This is a genomic window from Kitasatospora sp. NPDC056273, assembly GCF_042268845.1.
In the GTDB taxonomy this organism is placed as follows: Bacteria; Actinomycetota; Actinomycetes; order Streptomycetales; family Streptomycetaceae; genus Kitasatospora.
Genome location: NZ_JBHJSJ010000049.1, coordinates 24,715 through 42,631, shown reverse-complemented (window position 1 = coordinate 42,631; position 17,917 = coordinate 24,715). Strand labels below are relative to the sequence as shown.

At 70.5% G+C, this 17,917-nt stretch carries 9 protein-coding genes and 1 pseudogene; 4 read left to right on the top strand and 6 right to left on the bottom strand.

Translation table 11 applies throughout. The features are described from left to right. Positions 1-87 precede the first annotated feature (87 nt). The 4 genes from ACFCY1_RS32105 to ACFCY1_RS32090 all read right to left on the bottom strand — a co-directional run bounded on the left by ACFCY1_RS32105 (position 88) and on the right by ACFCY1_RS32090 (position 3,812). Positions 88-1,536 carry an ATP-binding protein gene (locus ACFCY1_RS32105; protein WP_375876824.1) on the bottom strand — a complete coding sequence of 483 codons (1,449 nt, stop codon included), beginning with the start codon at positions 1,534-1,536 and terminating at the stop codon, positions 88-90. Positions 1,537-1,551: 15 nt separating this feature from the next. Beyond that, entirely contained in the window at positions 1,552-2,247 is a 696-nt protein-coding gene (locus tag ACFCY1_RS32100; protein WP_375876823.1) for a hypothetical protein, read from the bottom strand. Continuing rightward, positions 2,247-2,555, bottom strand: a complete 309-nt coding sequence (locus ACFCY1_RS32095) for a DUF6112 family protein (protein WP_063346628.1) — start codon at positions 2,553-2,555, stop codon at positions 2,247-2,249. Before ACFCY1_RS32095 ends, ACFCY1_RS32100 begins: the two co-directional genes overlap by 1 nt. A 75-nt stretch (positions 2,556-2,630) precedes the next feature. Beyond that, on the bottom strand, positions 2,631-3,812 hold the full coding sequence (locus ACFCY1_RS32090) for a C40 family peptidase (RefSeq protein ID WP_375876822.1): 1,182 nt from the start codon (positions 3,810-3,812) through the stop codon (positions 2,631-2,633). A gap of 574 nt (positions 3,813-4,386) precedes the next feature. On the opposite strand from ACFCY1_RS32090, the gene ACFCY1_RS32085 reads away from it, so the two are divergent. Beyond that, positions 4,387-5,091 (top strand): DNA-methyltransferase, encoded by a 705-nt coding sequence (locus tag ACFCY1_RS32085; RefSeq protein ID WP_375876821.1) that lies wholly within the window; start codon positions 4,387-4,389, stop codon positions 5,089-5,091. Between the two features lie 634 nt (positions 5,092-5,725). On the opposite strand, the pseudogene ACFCY1_RS32080 reads toward ACFCY1_RS32085, so the two are convergent. Continuing rightward, a pseudogene (locus ACFCY1_RS32080) lies at positions 5,726-6,058 on the bottom strand (restriction endonuclease); the annotation flags it as partial. After that, the gene (locus ACFCY1_RS32075; RefSeq protein ID WP_375876850.1) at positions 6,013-7,044 is read right to left on the bottom strand and encodes a tyrosine-type recombinase/integrase; all 1,032 of its coding nucleotides are present in this window, start codon (positions 7,042-7,044) and stop codon (positions 6,013-6,015) included. The pseudogene ACFCY1_RS32080 and the gene ACFCY1_RS32075, both read right to left, overlap by 46 nt. A 655-nt stretch (positions 7,045-7,699) precedes the next feature. Here ACFCY1_RS32075 and ACFCY1_RS32070 point away from each other — a divergent pair. From ACFCY1_RS32070 to ACFCY1_RS32060, 3 genes are read left to right on the top strand one after another with little or no spacing between them, the layout of a single operon-like run. Then, positions 7,700-11,650, top strand: a complete 3,951-nt coding sequence (locus ACFCY1_RS32070; protein ID WP_375876820.1) for a DUF6603 domain-containing protein — start codon at positions 7,700-7,702, stop codon at positions 11,648-11,650. A 35-nt stretch (positions 11,651-11,685) separates the two neighbouring features. After that, the gene (locus ACFCY1_RS32065) at positions 11,686-13,884 is read left to right on the top strand and encodes a hypothetical protein (RefSeq protein WP_375876819.1); all 2,199 of its coding nucleotides are present in this window, start codon (positions 11,686-11,688) and stop codon (positions 13,882-13,884) included. A 15-nt stretch (positions 13,885-13,899) separates the two neighbouring features. Continuing rightward, a complete protein-coding gene (locus ACFCY1_RS32060; RefSeq protein WP_375876818.1) occupies positions 13,900-17,895 on the top strand; it encodes a discoidin domain-containing protein in 3,996 nt (1,331 codons plus the stop codon). Positions 17,896-17,917 lie beyond the last annotated feature (22 nt).

Here is a 17,917-nt window from a genome sequence, read left to right as displayed (position 1 = left end):
GACGTCATCGCGGATGCTCCTTCCCTGGTGGTCGGGGCCCGGGGCGGGCGGCGGGCTGCCGCCCGCCCCAGGGCGTGGGGGCGCCGGTCAGGAGCCGGGCTGGGTGGGACTGTTCGGGTAGACGAACCGTGCCGGTGCCGGAGTCGGTGCTCCGCCCGGGGCCGGTCCTGCGCTCGCCGGTGCGGGCGGTGCCGGTACACCGGGGCCCGCCGGGGCCGGACCGGGCGCCGAGGGCGCGGGAGCGGCCGGAGCGGTCGAGACGCCCGGTACGGACGGAGCGGAGGGCTGGGCCGCGACGCCGTCCTGACCGCCGCCGGACGCCGACTGGTCACCACCGCTGCCGGGGGAGGCCCGGGTGATCAGGGCAGGGATGCCGGGCCGGGTGACCAGGGCGCGCCCGCGGTCGCCTCCCGCGCTCGGGTCCTCGCCGAAGCGGAACTTCGTCGGCTGCTGCGCGGGGCCGGCGTCGATCCCCTCCTTGCTGATCCGGCCGGTCGGGTCGATGCCGGAGGCGGCGCCGCCACCTCCCGCACCCGGGACCTGGGCCGGGCCCTGCGGCGCCGGGACGCCGGTGCTCATCTGCATGGCCAGAGAACCGGCGGTCTTCGCCGCCCCGGCCGCGACCGCCATGCCGGCCATGCCGGTGCGGTGCGTGTCGTCGTGGCCGCTGCCGTCCGTCGCCCAGTGGACGAACTTGTAGACGGCGTACGGGCACAGCAGCACCATGACCATGATCACGACACCGGCCATGGCGTCGGACAGGGCGGCCATGCCGTCCTTGGCGTCCGTCTTGCCGAGCGCGGAGACGCCGACGAGGAAGACCACGGTCATCAGCAGCTTGGAGACGATCAGGGTGGCGGTGGCCTCGATCCAGCCGCGCCGCCACCGCTGGGCGACCTCCCAGCCGCCGCCGGCACCGGCGAAGGCGGCGAGCACCACCAGGATCAGCACGCCGACCTTGCGGGCGACCATCACGCACCAGTAGAGGAACGCCCCGATCGCGCTGCCGACCGCGACCAGGGCGGGGATCGCCCAGCCGAGGGCGAACATGGGGCCGAACTGGGACACCTTGATCATGCGCCTGACCGCGTCGGCGACGCTGGTGTGCGCGGCTTGGAACAGCCCGGCCGACAGGGCGTCGACCACGGTGACCGCGACCGCCGTGAAGCTGATCGCACCGAAGGCGAACAACACGCCGGTCATCGTGCCCCAAGCGGCCTTGGCCAGCGCCCGTTCGTCCCGCCGCCAGGCGGCCAGGACCAGCTGCGCGCAGAAGGTACCCACGGTCAGGATCAGCCCGATCGGCAGGATCAGCTGGTAGTTGTCCCTGAACCACGGCGCGGACAGGTCGATGGCCGTGGTCTCGTCGACCGCCTTCGCGCACAGGTCGACGGCGCTGGCCGCAAGCTCGCCCATGCTCTTGGCGATCCACGCGCCGATGCCGTCCGTGATGCTCTTGCCCGGGTCGCTGACGAAGTTGATGCCGTCGACGATGTCGCAGACCTGGGCGACCATCGGGAGGTTGCAGATATCCACGAGGAACTCCCCAGGTCAGGGCGCCACGGCCGGCAGCACACCGGCCAGGGCACACGGGCGGTCAGGACGGCACTGGACGGCGAGGGTGGCCGAACGGTCCTCGGCCCCGCCTTGCGGGGCACCGTTCCAGGCGATCGACTGCTTCCCGGAGACGGTCACGGCGTAGACGTACGCCTGCGTGATCGCCCCAGGATCGGCCTGCAGCGCCTTGGTGAACCGGTCCGGGAAGTGCGCCTCGTCCGCGGTCGCGGTGGCGAACTGCCCGGAGTCGGCCATCCGCCCCCACAGCACCGGCGAGGGCACCAGACGCTCCACCGAGTCGGCGTCGAGGTACTGCCCCTCGCCGGTCAGCCACCGGTGCAGGGAGGCCACCAGCTCAGGCTGCGAGGAGGAACGGGTGTCGTACGACCACACAGCCACCGCCGCCGCCTTCGCGAACGCGATCGGATCGTGCGTCGAAGGCGGAGCCGGCAGCGACTTCGCATGCCCGCCCGGCGACGGCGAACCCACCGGCGCGGAGGGCGCGGCCGAACCCGCAGCCGCGGCAGCCGGGTTGGCGGCCTCGCGCCCGTCCCGGGTGACGTAGGCCAGGACACCGGCAGCGGCGACGAGCACCACCAGGACGAGCGAGCCCAACAGCGCCCGGCGGCGCACCAGCGCGCCGCCGGAGCCACCTGGGTGAGGGCTCGAGAAGAAGGAACGTTTCTGCATCACTTGACCTGGCTTCCGAGCGTCGAGAAGAACGACACGACGCCGTTCGCGGCGCCCAGCAGCAGGGCAGCACCCGCGCTCACGAGCACGCCCTTCTTGCCGTTGGCCTCGGCCTGGTGGCCGCCGGAGTGATGGCCCCAGGCCCACACCCCGGCGCTGACGGCCAGGGCTCCGACAACCGCGATGATCCCGAACAAGTTCAGGCTGCCCATCACCTGCTTGAGGACCGAAAGGCCAGGCAGACCGCCCTCGTTGGGGGTGATGCCGGGGTCGTAGGCGAGCTGTACGACTGCGTCGGCGAGATACAAGGGAAGCTCCAGAGCGTTTCAGGGCGCGCGAAGGCAGCCCGGAGAAAGGGGAGAAGAGGGGAGGGGAGGAGCCGGTCAGGCGACCCGGCGGGCGGCGAGGATCTCCGGCCGCCACGAGGCCAAGGTCGAGATCTTGACCACGTCACCGGTCTTCGGCGCGTGCACGATCAGCCCGCTGCCGATGAACATGCCCACGTGCTCCGGCACGGCGGCGCTGCCCCGGGTGAACAGCAGGTCGCCAGGCTTGAGCGAGTCCGCCGACACGGCGCTGCCCTGCTTGACCTGGTCGTACGTGGTCCGCTCCAGCGAGACGCCGGCCGCGCGGTAGGCCATCTGCATCAGCGAGGAACAGTCACACCTGCCCATCGGGTCCGCGCCGTGCGAGGACGCGCACGTGCCTCCCCACTGGTACGGCGTGCCCAACTGGCCAAGTGCCCAGCGGATCGCGGTTTGCACCGGCTGGGGCGCATCGGCCGGGATCGTGTAGCCGTTGGGCAGTGAGCCCGCGGGGATGGTGCCGAAGTCGCTGCCGTCGCCGCCCGCCGTGGGCGTCCCGCAGCCACTCCCCGCTGTCGGACTGGCGCTCGTGCTGGCCGTTGGCGTCGGTGCCGGCGTCGGGTTCGCCGTGGGTGAGGCGCCGGGAGCGGGGGCGAGCAGCGGCGCGAGGGCCTTCTGGAGCGCCTCCGCCAGGGGCTGCCACTTGGCGTAGGCGTCGGGGAAGCCGGAGCGCTGCACCGCCTGGGCGGCCTGGGTGACGGTCATCGACTCCCAGCCGCTGACCTTCTGCAGCGCCTCGTAGAACTTCGTCGAGGCGTACACCGGCTGCATGATCTGCTCCGGCGTGCCCCAGCCCTGCGAGGGCCGCTGCTGGAAGAGGCCCAGCGAGTCCCGGTCGCCGCCATTGACGTTGCGAAGTTCGCTCTCCTGCAGCGCCGTTGCCAGGGCGACGACCTGCCCGCGCACGGGGATGTGCATCGCGACACCGGTGGCCTGGATCGTCCGGGCGTTGGGGATCTGCTCGGACGGCTTGCTCAGCCCGGCCACGGCCGGAGCCGACAGCGGACTGGAGCCCTTGAGGATCGCCTCGACCTGCGCCGCCACCGCCGAGGAATCCACACCCTGTGGACTTCCCCCGGGAGGGCAGGAACTGGACGTGGAGGCCGAGGCACTGCCCGCGCCGACGATCGCGACGGGCAAGGCCAGCACCAGCGGACCGCAGGCGACGACGCCGACGAGCGCGCCGACCGTCTTCTTCACGACGGCCCCCGGTCACCGGACAGCGGCCGACCGGGTGGCGTAAGAGGATGAGGGCACGGGTGTGCCAGGGCATGCTGCATCGCAGCGGCTCCTCGGGGATTCGTAGGAGAACGCGGTGCCGGCCTCTCGTGCGAAGAAGTCGCCGGCACCGCGCCGGTGGTGAAACCGCCCTTGCTCAGAGCGGGCCCGGGTCAAGGGAGTTGGTAGCTCCAGGACGCCGGTCTCAGGTCACGCGCGGCAGCCAGCCGCGCTCGTAATCTCAGCCGGAACACGACGGCGCTCCTCAGGAGACAGGGGGACAGGGAAGCTGCCCGCACGTGATCGCGCCTGCACGGGGCAGCACGAACCAACACGCGCCGGGCCAGGGCCGTTTGGCCTGCTGCCCGGTCGGCATGGCGAGACAGTAGACGCGAAAGTCGGCCGCACCAAACGACCCCCGGCCGAGCCCGGCACCCCGTCGCCGTTCATTAGGTACGGCCGCCGATTGCGGCTACCTTCCCCGGCATCCCCGCTCCCGGCTGCTGCTGTCGGACGCCGCCCGGAGCGGGCCCAAGCGTCCTGTCGAAGGAAGACCATGAGCTACCAGCTGCACCGAGGCGATGCCCTCACCGTGATGAAGACCCTCGCGGACGGGTCCGTCAACGCCGTCATCACCGACCCGCCGGACAACAACGCTGGGCGCACCAACCGCGACGCCCGCAGCGGCGTCCACGACCTCAAGACCTTCCCCGACGAGAACCGCGACCAGCTCTCCTGGCTCACCGAACTACTCGCCGAGGCATACCGGGCAAGCACCGAGCACTCGGTCGCAATGCTCGTCTCCGAATGGCGGCAGAAGCCCGACATCAGCGAGGCGCTCAGGATGGCCGGCTGGATCTGGCAAGGCACCATCCCCTGGATCAAGTCCGTCAGCCAGGCCCGCAAGGGCGGCTTTGAGCAGTCCGCCGACTTCATCACCTGGGGGGTCAAGGGCTCCCTCGACAACAGCCGCGACCTCTACCTGCCCGGCCACTTCACCGCCACCCAGGTCGGCAAGGACCAGGACCACATCACCCAGAAGCCGCTGGAGATCATGCAGCAGCTCGTCCAGATCTGCCCCGAAGGCGGTACGGTCCTCGACCCCTTCACCGGCAACGGCTCCATCGGCGTCGCCGCCCTGCGCGAAGGCCGGCACTTCCTCGGCATCGAACTCAACCCGCACTACGCCGACATCGCCGAACAGCGACTGCGCGCCGAACTCACCCAGCACGACTTCGTCCTCGCCGGACCGGAGGCGTGAGCATGAGGATGCGCGGCAGCGGGCGGAAGAGGTACTTCGAGGCCGGGCGCGACGCCGGGACGAGGCCGAGCGGGACCCGCTGATCCTCCCGGCCGGGGCGGCGAAGGCGACGGTCGACCAGGCCTCCCATACCTCCACCGACCGCGTCCTCGGTCTGGTCCTGCAGGGTGTGCGCACGCAGGAGGTCGCAGGCATGAAGGCCGCGGTTGCCGTCGGCGGATCCGTGGAATTGGATCCGGGCAAGGCCCGCCGTCGGGAGCTGCCGCTGCCCGACGAGGCTGCGCGACGACTTGCGGACATCCGCCGCGTGACCGGTACGGCCCACCCTGTGTTCCCCGCCGGTCCTCGGCGTCGGCCGCAGCCCGACTTCACCCGGGGTCGAGAGCCCGGCCTGCGTCCGCGCCGAGGTCCCCCGGCGCGGCCGGAGTGCTGGACCCGGGTGAAGCCGTCTCGGGCGAGCAGGGCGGCGCACGCCCGCTCGAACTCCGTGGCCTCCATTGCGTCCAGGTGATGGACCCCGTACGTCAGGATGGCCGGGGTCTCGTTGTCGAAGTCGTCCTCCACGTAGCGGACGTATCCGCGTGGGGCGAGGAGGCGGGCCGCGAGCACCTTCAGCAGCGGATCGAATGTGCCGTCATGGCGCACTGTGCGGCCTCTCCTGTGTCGTCTCGGGGCGCCGGGGCCGGACCGGCCGGGCTGCGGGGCGGCGGACTCGCCGCCGAGGCATTCGGGCCGGCAGGTGCAGCAGTTCGTGGAGGGCCACGCCGTGCTCGGCCCACAGACGGAGCCGGTCGCGGTCGACCCAGCGCACCTGGTGCTGGTCGCCCCATGCCTTGGCGTCGCGGGTGAAGGAGCCGTTGGTGACCACGACGGCGATGTCGGCACCGTGGACGGGGCCGGCGGTGCCCTTGACCTGGTACATCACCGGGGAGCCGACCTTTCCGCCGGGCGGGGGACGCCGGCTTTGTCGCAGAGCAGGTGGAAGCGGTCGAGGACGGTCTTGAGGTGCAGGGGGCGGCCGTGGCGGTGGAAGACGTAGCCGCCGGCGGGGGTGATCTGGCCGAAGGCGCGTGAGTCCGTTCGCTCGTCGAGGGCTTCGACGACGCGGTCGGACAGGGCGACCCAGGCACGATTGCCCTTGGTCTTCGGTGCGGTCAGCAGGAGCTGGTTGTTGTCGATCGCGGAGAGCGTCGCGCGGATGAACAGGGTGCGCTCGGGCAGGTGGATGTCGTCCCAGCGCAGGGCCAGGACCTCGCCCTTGCGCATGCCGGTGCCGATCATCAGCTCGGCGAGGTCGGCGTACAGCGGGTCGACGAGATGGGTGAAGCGCAGGAAGCGGGCCGCCTGCTCCTCGGTCCACAGGTGCCGCTCGGCCGCCGCGGGCCTGGGGATGAGCGGGGGTTTCGCGGGGTTGCGGGCCAGGCGTTCGGTGTCGACGGCGGTGGCGAGGGCGCTGGAGAGGGTGGACATGATTCGGTGGACGGTGACCCTGCCCCGTTGCCGGCGCAACTGGTCGGTGACGAAGGCGGGGTGCTGGCGGGTGAGGTCGTCGAGGGGGATGGCGCCGAGGGCGGGGATGAGGTCCTGGGTGATGTAGTCGCGATAGCGGGCGATGGTGGTGGGTTTGAGGCGGAGGGCCTTCTCGGCCAGCCAGTTGCTGAGGTAGTCGGCGGTGCTCTGCCGCGGGTCGGTGACGACGCCGAGGGGCAGGGACTCGTTGAAGCGCCTCAGCGCGATGCGGGCGTCGAGTTCGTCCGGGAAGTCGCCGCGTCGCACGGTGTGACGGTGGCTGTCGGTGGAGGGTGCGTCGACGGCGAAGGCCCAGCTGCCGTGGTGGGGATCTGCGGCGAGGTGCGGGCAGCGGGTGCCGAGCTGTCGGCGGTGGTCGTCACGGCAGCCGCAGCGCCGGTAGACGCTTCCTCGGTCTCTGTCGGGAGTGGGTGAGCGGCGCATGGTGATCGCCTCGGAAGGTCGTGTGCGGGTCATTCCCCTCCAGCCTGCGTCCATCCGCGACCACCGTGCGACCACCAGGGCGAAATCTGCTTTCTGACCTGCAGTTCTCCCTTGGCAGGGCGCAGGTGTGCTCTCTCGGGTTGAGGCGTCGAGCGACAGCTCGATTCGGCCGCGCGTTGGCGAAATATCGCGTTGAGGCACAAGACGATCACTAAGTGTGATGTGATCGGTTCCTGTCAGGCCGAGGGTCCTGATGACGATGATCTATGCCTGCTGTTCGGTGCCAGTGGGGTGAGTCATGGCCTGCGTCTGTTCGGTTGACGGTTGGGCGCTTCCAGCTGTGGCGCTCGTGCCGGTGGCGAGGGGATCTCGCATGTCGGTGTTCGTTGCGGGTCTGCTCACCATGTTCCGACATCCGGGGAGGACTTGTTCCTGCGCCTGGGCCTGATCGAACTTCCTGATCTGCACGAGCTGTTGAGGGCCGGCGTACGGCGAGCCGTCTCTTCAGCTCGACTGACCGCGGCCGCCCGAGGCCGACGTCGGCTGCCGGATCGCTGCGCCGGCGCTTCGCCGGACCCAGGAGCAGGCCGGCGAGCCGATCCTTCCCAGGTCACACAAGGGCCTGAGTAGTCGCACAAGCCGAGGAGGCTGGACAGTGGCCGAGCGTATGAAGCTGTTGCTCGAAGGGCGCGGTAGGTATCCGTTCGCGGATGCGCTGGTCAACCGCAAACCGGACGACCTCGACCAGTCGCAGCCGGTCGGGGGGATCGAGCTGGCACGCCATCACGTCATCCCTTCCGAAACGCTCGTCAAAGCATGGAACGCGGCCATCGAAAACGCGTACAACGTCAAGGGGTCCAGTCTCAGGGCTGGGCTGGAGGAGTTCGCCGAAACGTGGGTCGGGAAACTTGAGACCTTGGACTACACGGACAAGGGGAAGCTCAATTTCCCTCGCATCAAGGAGTTCATGGAGACGTTCAAACACCCGGATTCCAGCTATGACCCTGCTGGTATCACTCCGGAGGGTCTGGACGACATCCACAGCATCCTCACTTGGCTGCCGGGAAACCTGTTCGTCGGCCCGAACAGGCAGAACCGAACCGATGATCCCGGCTCGAAGGTCGAAAGCGGCAGCGCACGGATCATTAGCCAGGAGGCGTTTACCAAGCGGACCGCGGCCTTCGCCAGTCTGGACCGGTTCAGTAAGAAGCCAAAGGGCGGGGGGATGGAAAGCGATGGCGTGCAGGGTTTCAAGGGCCTCATCGAGGCTTTCACCCCGGACCGGGTATGGCCGCTGAAGGCCGCCGACTGGGAGCCGGCGGGCGCCAAGTACCGCATCCGGCCCGTCGGGGCCCTGTCTGGCATGGTGGCGGAGCCGCCGGCCGACGCACCGGCACTGGGCATGCCGCAGCGGGTTGATTTCGTCATCATCGGCGGTATCCGGCTGGATCTGGAAACCTGGTCCGATGAGAGCGGCTACGTGCTTCGCGGGGTCACCGCGGAGAACGTTCGGATGGCCGACCTGCTCGATTGGTTCGGCGAGAACTGGGGAGTGGCCGGTGAAATTCCGGAGGGCTTGCGGAGTTTCGACCTTCAGTACCTGACGATCGAGGTGCTGACGAGCCCCGGCGGCCCGGAGGAATGGGAGTTCACCGCAGCCACCGAAGTCCGCCTCGGTGACACGGTGATGGACCTGCTCGTCTGCTTCCGGCGTTCGACCCCGCCCGCCGGCGGGGCCCCGGCGTTCTCGCTGTCCGCGGACGCCGGTTTCACCGCCGGCGTAGAGGGTGCGGAGACCCGACTGTGGTTCAGCGGCGCGATCGCCAAGACGAGCTCAGGGGCCTGGGAACTGAGCGCGTCCCTGGAGGACGACGGCCAGCCCTTGACGCTGGCTCACCTGGCCGCGGCCGTCGGAATCGATATCCCTGCGGATCTGCGGCCCTTCGTTCCATCGTTCGGCTCGGTGTCGTTCGTCTATCGCCTTCCCGTGGGGACCGCCGCGGCGGGGGCGCTGGTGGTGTCGGCGGTCGTCGGCCGGGTGGGGGTGGTGGTGGCTTCGGTGCCCGAGGGCGCGGGGCCGGGGGCCGCTCGTCTGGTGGCGGTCCGAGGGGTGGTGGGGGCCCGGGCATCCGATCTGCCGCTGGTGGGGGAGAGCATCCCCGCGGATCGCGATGTGGTCGTGACAGGAGTGAATTTCTGCCATGCGGATCGTGCCTGGCCTCTCGCTCAGGTCCGGGAGCTGAACGCCGTGGTCGCGGGTCTGCCCGGGGCCGCGCAGGGGCTGCTGCCGGTGCTGATGGACGAGGCGCTGCAACGCGGCCTGCTCGTCTGGGGGCTGCTGACGATGGGTGGCCGAGCGCTGGCGCCATTGGTCCGGCGGCCGAACAGCACCACGGCCGCTGCCCTGTTGCAGGGTGGGACTGATGGCTTGGTGCCGCTGGACACGTCCGAGGGCGCGGTGGTGCTGGGGCGCGAACGTGCCGCTGTTGCGGGGCAACAGCGCAGCGATTCGGCCCAGGAGCTGGATCAGGTCTTCGGGCCGGTGCGGATCCGCCGGGTGAGCCTGGGCTACGCGAAAGGCCGGCTGTTCGTCGCCTTCGACGCCACCCTGACGCTCGGGCCGGTGGCGCTGGACATGATCGGTCTGGGCCTGGCGGTGGACCAGGACTTCACGGTCACACCGGTGCTGGCCGGGGCAGGGGTGCGGATCGCGGTTCCGCCGCTGAAGGTCACCGGCGTGCTGGAGGTACGCAACGACGACGCGTACGAGGTGTACATCGCGGGCCTGGTGGCGGTGGAGGCCGGGCTCTTCGCGATGCAGGCGGCGGGAAGTTACGCGCGCAGCAGGGGCGGCTGGGCGTCGGTGTTCCTGTTCGGTGAGGCGGCGGCGAAGGGCGGTGCGGCGCTGTTCGGTCCGCCGGCGTTCACCGTGACCGGCCTGTCGGGTGGCTTCGGTGTCAACAGCTCGGTGCGGGTGCCGAAGATCGAGGAACTCCCCGTTTTCCCGTTGATCGCCCGCCTGGACGGGCGCCCGGAGGCCACTCCGGAGAAGATCCTGAAGGATCTGACCGACTGGGTGCGGCCGGCCGATGGCCAGTACTGGGGCGCGGTCGGCGTCCAGTTCACCACGTTCAAGTTCATCGACACCAAGGCGCTGGCGCTGGTGGAGTTCGGCCGCGAGCTGAACGTGATGCTGCTGGGCCGCACCTCCATCACGTTCCCGCGCAACGCGGAGCCCGGTAAGAAGGTCCACGCCCGCCTGGACCTGGACCTCAAGCTCGCCTACCAGCAGTCCCAGGGCCTGCTGTCGCTGGACGTGGCGGTCGGTGCGGGCTCGTTCATCTTCGACCCGGCCTGCCGGCTCACCGGCGGGATCGCGGTGTACGTCTGGACGGCCGGGCCGCAGGCCGGTGACTTCGTGATCAGTGTCGGCGGCTACCACCCCCGCTACCGGGTTCCCGGCCACTATCCGGTTCCGGCCCGCCTCGGGTTCGTGTGGACCCCGGACAACAAGATCGTCGTCAAGGCGCAGGGGTACACCGCGCTCACCCCGAGCGCGTTCATGGTCGGCGGGCGCCTGGAGGCCAGCTACACCTCGGGTCTGCTGTCGGCCTGGTTCACCGCGTACCTGGACGTGCTGATCCAGTGGAAGCCGTTCTACCTGGACATGGCGCTGGGCATCAGCATCGGGGTGGCGTTCACCATCAAGGTGTGGTTCGTCAAGGTGCGAGTGTCCATCACGGTGGGCATCGATCTGGCGTTGTGGACACCGCCGTTCGGCGGGCGGGTGACGGTCAAGGTCTGGTTCGTCTCGTTCAGCTTCAACATCGGCTCCGGGCGTACGAGTCCGCCCGCGATTCCGTGGCCGGAGATGCGTGCCCAGTTGCCGGCGCCCGTCGCCGTGACCCCGCAGCGCGGTCTGCTCGCCGACGTGGACGCCGGGGAGGTGGCCGCGCGCCGCTCGATCGCGGCACCGGTGCTGGCCTCCGCCTACGGGTTCGCGTTCTCCACCACCTCCGCGATCCCCGCCACCGCCGTCTACCTCAACGAAGCGCGGCTGGGCGTTGACCCCGGTGGGGTCGGGATCCGTCCGATGCGCAAGACGGGTGTGGTCTCCGAACACCGCGTCACCATCGAACACAACGGTCGCAAGCCCAACCTGAACGACTGGAAGATCGAGGTCGCGTACCAGAAGGTCGCCACGTCCATGTGGGGCGCACCCTTGCAGCAGCCGGGGGATGCGCTGGACGAGGTTCCGCTGCTGCGGCGCGCGATCGGCATCGACTTCGAGGTCCCACCGCCGGAGCTGAGCAAGGCGAAGGTCGGCCCGGTCACCTCCAAGGCGCTCGGGGCCGAGAAGGTCACCCCGGACGGGGCACTGTCCACCCGGCCAGGGCGGGCTGCCGGGCCCGCACCAGTGGCATCGTCCACCAGCATCGACACCATCGCCTCCACCATCGCCGACAAGCAGTCTCGGCGGGACGCCGCCTACACGGCGATGGTCCGGCTCGGCGTCGCCCCCGGCGTCAACGGCCCGCGGAACCGGTACGCCGACATCGCCGCCGACACGCTCGTCTCCTCGCCGCTGCTCACCGCCGCCGGCTGACCCGCCCGTCCTCCCGCCTGCGAGGGATTCCCTTCATGCCGACCCAGCAGCCCAAATTCGACATCACCTTCCACGACGACGAACTGCCCATCGCCACCCCCGGTACCTACACCGTCGACGTCCAGCACGTCCTGAAGGATGCCAACGGCACCCCCATCGACCGGGACGAACCGCTGCCGCGCGCCAGTGAGGCGTTCGAGATCCGGGCCGTGCAGTTCGTCCTGGACGCCTCCTCCGTGCACGCGGTCTTCCCCGGCAACGGTGCCAGCGGCGACTACCACCTCGTCCTGCCGCACATCACCCTCAACCGCCCGATCCTGCCGTGGGAACGGGAACCGAAGTGGTCGCGCGCCGAGGCCCGCGCCCCCTGGCTGGCCCTGATGGTCTTCCGGGAGGGCGAGTTGGCGGAGGATCCGGACGCGATGGGACTGGCCACCTCCCGCCGGGTCGCCGAGCTGTGCCGACCGGGTGAGGCGGGCGTCCTCGGCCCCGCCATCACCGGCCTGCCGGCCGAGACGCTGGAGAGCACCTGCCGCACCATCGACGTTCCCGTCGATCTCTTCCGGCGGCTGATCCCCACCGAGGACGAGCTCTACTACCTCGCCCACGTCCGCAAGGTCGAGAAAGCCCAGCGGCGCTTCGAAGGAGAAGTCCTCACCGAGGGCGACTTCGCCGTCGTCAACGCCAACCGCTTCCCCCGTACCGCCGGCGCCTACACCTGCCACCTGGTGTCCCTGGAGGGCCACGACAAGCCACTCGCCGGGACCATCGCGCCCGGCACCACGCACCTTCGGCTGTGCTCGCTGTGGACCTGGTCGTTCAGCAGCGACCCCGAAGCCGGCCTGGACGCCCGCGGACTGCTGCGGAACATGACCGCACCCGGCATCGCCGACCCCCACCGGCTCACCCTGCGCCTGGAACCAGCGGCAACCGGCACCGGCGGTGACGCGGAGGACACCTACGTCACCCAGCGCCTGGCGCTCGGCTACGTGCCCGTCCCGCACCGGGTCCTGTCCGGCGAGCTCGGCTACGCCTGGTACCGGGGGCCGTTCACCCCCGTGGGCGCGCGGCGGGTACCCGCCACCCCGGAGCACCACACCACCGCCGACCACCTCCTGATCTACGAAGAGGACCACGGCCTGTTCGACGTCGGCTACGCCGCGGCGTGGACGCTGGGGCGGGCTATCGCACTGTCGGATCCCGACTACGCCGGTGACGTGACCCGGGCCCGCCGCCACCTCGCCAACCAGGCCGCCACGATGATCGCGCTGGCCTCGGACCCGGCCCGCGCCGCCCGCACCACCACGGACCAGCCTGTTCCCCGGCCCGGACTGGAGTGGCTCCACACCCTCGCCGCCGCATCCGTGGTCAGCGCCCTTGCCGCGCCACCGGTGGACGCCGCCGAGGTGCCGCGCGCCACCGGACGCATCCCGCTGTCCCGGGCCGAAGCCCGGGCGACTCTGCGCACCAAGGCCGCCCAGAGCGCCCTGCGTGCGACCGCCGACCAGCACATCGCCTCCCTGCCCACCTGGCTGGACAAACTCAACCTGCTGGACGGCGTCCCCTTCCACTACCTCGTCCCCCACCCCGACATGCTCCCCGAGGAATCCCTGCGGGTCTTCGCCGTGGATCCGGGCTGGATCAACGCCCTGATCGACGGGGCGGCGAGCGTGGGCATCCACACCTCCATGGACGCCCAGCTCGACGACGCCCTGCGCGCGGCCACCACAGCCCGCAGCACCGGCGCCCGCCCCGCCGCCGGCATCCTGATCCGCTCCCAACTCGTCCCCGCCTGGCCCGCGATGACCATCACCGCGCACAGCGCCGGCTCCCAGCGCGCCGAACTGCGCCGTGCCCGGCTCGCCCCTGACACCCTGCTGGTGCTCTTCGACGGCATCCCGGACAACGTCACGATCCGCGAGCCGGGCCAGGGCATCCACTTCGGCATCGACGACGAGCAGGGCAGGCCCGTGATCGGCCTGCGCCAGCTCACACCCAACGCCACCTCGCCACTGGGTGCGTCGTTGGGCCGTGACTTCCCCGACGACGGCAGCTCGATCTTCGACCGCTTCCTGCGTCCCGGCGGCAACGACGTGCTGCACCTGCTCGGCAACGGCGGCCTGGTCCCTGCCCTCACCCAGGCGCTTCGCACCGGCCCGCAGCTGAACGCGAGTGAGTTCGCCGTGCAACTGGTCAACGCCCCGCTGGAACAACTGCTGCTGCCCCGCGCCTGAGGAGACCCGCACACCATGACCAACGTTCCAGCTTCCGACACCGACCTGATCGTGCCGGTGCGGGTGCGCACCCTGATGGTCAACGACAAGGTCAAGGACAGCGACGGGTTCTGCCACTGGAACCTGAACTTCACCGCGATGATCGGCGAGCGCGCTCCGGCGGAGCCCCCGGTGGGCAGGGAGAACTACGACCTGTCCTTCGGGCTGCGGGTGCAGTGGGAGCTACCCGAAGCCCTGACCCGCGGCCACTACGACCCCGAAACCGGCGAGACCGCCTTTCCACTGGTGCCCAACCGGTGGCTGGTGGTGCGCTACTTCTTCTCACCCAAGGACCAAGTCCGCAAGGCAGCAGGGTGGGTGGTGCACAGCGACTACCTGAAAGAAAGCGACTACCCGGATGCCGGCCTGGGACACGGCACCTCCCGCTTCGCCACCACCCGCGGCCGCAACCCGGAGCCGCACGCCGACCGGATCGGCCGCAAACACGACCTCGCCAACGGGCCATGGCGGGAGCCGGAGTCCCGTGAGCTGTTCCTGACCGCGGTCGGCCCGGGCATCCCGGCCTTCGCCGCCTTCGCCCCGTTCCACCAGGACGTCTTCATGCTCCACGACACCCTGGAAGACATCAAAGCCGAAGACCCGCTCAACACCTACCCGCCCAACACCGAGATCAGCTACCAGGTCATCGGCTGGTACTCCGACCCCGGCCGGGACATCCTCGCCCAGGCCCCCGACATTCCCGGCCTGCTGCCCCCCGACCACACACCGGCCGACATCCTCACCGCGCTGGGCTGGTCCGCCCCCCATGACGCGCCCGCCGCGCAACGCACCTTCTACGCGGGCACCAGCCTGGGCATCCCCTGGAAGCAACGCAACTTCTACCCCGAATCCGACATGCCAGACCCGCTCACCCAGACGGTCGCCATCGGCCACAGCACCGCCGACGCCGCTGGCGCCCTCGTGACCCGGCAGACCCGCAACCCGCGCACCGGCGACCTGATCCGCGCACTGTTCGAAGGCACCATCGACACCTACGGCACCGTCGAAGGCGACATCGCCCTCGACGAAGCCCTGCGCAGCGCCTGGTTCGCCGGCCACGACGGCGGCTACGTCTGGCAGATCACCCCCCGCCCCTCCGACGAGCCCGTCGAACTCCCGCCCGTCCCGGGGTGGCTGGCCGAACTCAACGCCCGCCAAGCGCAGCACGACGCCCTGTCGATCACCCTCCAGCAGGCGCAGAGCAGGTTGTGGACGCTGTGGTGGCTGCGCCACCACAGCGGCGAGCACCCGGCTCAGTTCGACGCCGCGGTCGCCGACGCCGCGCTCGACCTCGACGACGCAGGCAGCCTGGCCGCCCGGACACGCACCCTGCTCGCCCAAGCCGCCCAGCTCCTTCGCCAGGTCCCCCACGGCCTGACCCCCGAGGAACTGCAGGAGGCCATCGACGCCTACGTCCGCGACCCCGCCCACCCGCTCCCAAACGCCCTGGAGCTGCGGCGTACGGCCCGCGAGCCGTTCCACCATCCCGCCGACCCGGTCGTCGTCATCGAGGGTGCCGGCACCACCGAGCCCCTCTCCCGGGACGCCGACGACCCCCTGCCCTGCCGCATCCCCTCCCGGCTCCTTCGGCGCGTCCATGTCGACGGCAACTGGAAGCCGGTACCCGCCAGTCCGCTCGCCCCGAACCTGGCCGACCTGCCCGCCGTCTGCCGTGCTCTGATCGCCGAATGCGACCTGCTGGACCAAGCGTTCCGCGCCCCTTCCGACAGCAGCAGTGGCAACGCACTCGCGGACGCCCTCTCCGACCCCGACAACAAGGTCGACGGCACCCTGGCCGAATACACCGCTGTCTGGAAGCAGCCGTGGGCACCGATGTATCTGCAGTGGGAACTGCGCTACTGCCCTACCCCGTACCACAGCGACGGCACCGATCACTGGGAGTTCGACGGCAGCGACTACGTCTGGAAGGGCACCGGCGCCGAACGCAGCGGCGAAAACTCCACAGGCGACGCCCAGATGCGCTGGCTCGTCTTCCGCGACCGCGCCTTCCTCACCCCCACCGTCCCGTATGTGCTACGCGGACAGATCAAGCGCTACCTGGACACCTACCCCACCAGCGACACTGCCGGCCTGCAACAACTGCGAGACGACTACGAGGAGATGCACCTGCTCTCGCAGACCCTCGACGGGTTCAACGACTGGCTGCTCCAACAGGACGGCGCCGCCCGCATGATGACCCCCGCGGGCAGCCAGGCGGCGCTCTTCGGAGACCCGCAGTCCGTGCCCAACCCCGGACCGGCGGCCGACTTCACCGAAGACCAGGACCGCTTCCAGCCGGTGCGGGCCGGGCAGTTCTTCTTCGCCTCCTTGCGGATCATCGACCGCTTCTCCCGCTTCTGCGACATCACCAACCTGGTGCAGGAGAACTACCAGAAGCTCGACACCGTCCACGCCGACAGCGTCAAACCCGACGCTCCCCTCTACGAAGGCGTCCGCGCCCTCAAACGGTTCTTCCAGCTCCCGCCCCGCTTGTTGCAGGACTCCCGGGTGCGGTTCGACCCCGCACACGCCGGCGACAGCGCCCGCTACACCGGCGTCGTGGACGCCTCCACCGTCGACACAAGCCCGGTCGTCGGGTGGCTGATGCTCAACCACCTCGACCGCACCATGCTGGTCTACGCCCCTGACGGCGCACCCCTGGGCGAACTGCGCGTCGTCGGCGACCAGAGCCGCACCGCCTGGAACGCCCTGCCGCACGCTCCCCACGCCTGCCCCGAGGACTTCGCGGAGGACTTCCCCCAGCTTTCACGCATGCTCGTCAAACTGCTGGCCAAGCCACCCGCAGCGTTCGACCAGCTCGTCGACACCATCGACGCCACCCTGGCCACCATCACCGACCCCGACGCCCAGGAAGACCGCAGCCCCACCCGGCTCATCGGCCGCCCGGTCGCCCTCATCCGCGCGGCTCTCGACATCGAGCTGCGCGGCGCCCCACTGACCAGCCCCAGCTGGGACGTTCTCGACCCACCCCACCCCGAGTACCCCGACTACCGGTGGCCCATCAGGCTCGGCGATCCGCAGCGGCTCACGGACGGCCTGATCGGCTACTTCGCCAGCTCCAGCGGCCCTGGCGGCGCCACCGACTACACCGTCCTGAACGCCGTCGCCCCCGAATCCGGCAGCGACTACGTCCAGCCCATCGAGTTCGGCTACGACCTCGCCCTGCCGGCCCGCCCCGGCGACGATGCGGTCACCCACCACCTCACCCTCCTCGCCGACCCCCACGTTCCCGTCCACGCCACCACCGGCATCCTGCCCGTCGCCGCCCTGGCGCTGGACGCCGACCTCGTCCACCAGGCCCTGGCGCGCATCCGCGCCTCCTTCCGTCTCGACCCGCTCCTCGCCCCGGCCCGCACCGTCGACCAGGAGGCGGAGTCGCCGCTGGGCAGCACCGACGGCCACCCGATCGCCCGGCTCCTGGACGGCAACCTCGGCACCTACTGGTTGAGCCGCGAACACGTCGCCCAGGGAGGCTGGGTCCTGGTCGACCTCGGCAAGCAGCGCACCGTCCACCGGATCGACATCCTCCCCGGCGACCTGACGGGCGGATTCTCCACCCCGGCCACCGTGCTGGAGTGCTCCACCGACGGCACCCCGGACACCGCCTCCTGGACCGAGCTGGGCACCTACGCCGCCCGACAGGAAATCCACCACGACACCACGGTTCAGGCCAGGCTGATCCGGCTGCGCTTCACCGCCGCGCAGGGCCACCCGGTGGCCCTGCGCGCGTTCACGGTCGCCACCGACGCCCCCGGCAGCGGACTGGTCATGCCCCGCCCCGCTTCCTGGCACGGCGACTGGACCTGGGCCGAACCCCACGTCACCACCGCACAGGTCCCCGACTGGGGCGAGCTGCCCATCGTCCAGTCCGACAACACCGCCCACCCCGACGACCCCGTCCCGCAGGCCCGCGCCGGCTACCTCCAGCTGTCCCCCGCCCACGACGCTTAGCCCCCACCCGGACGGGACAGCC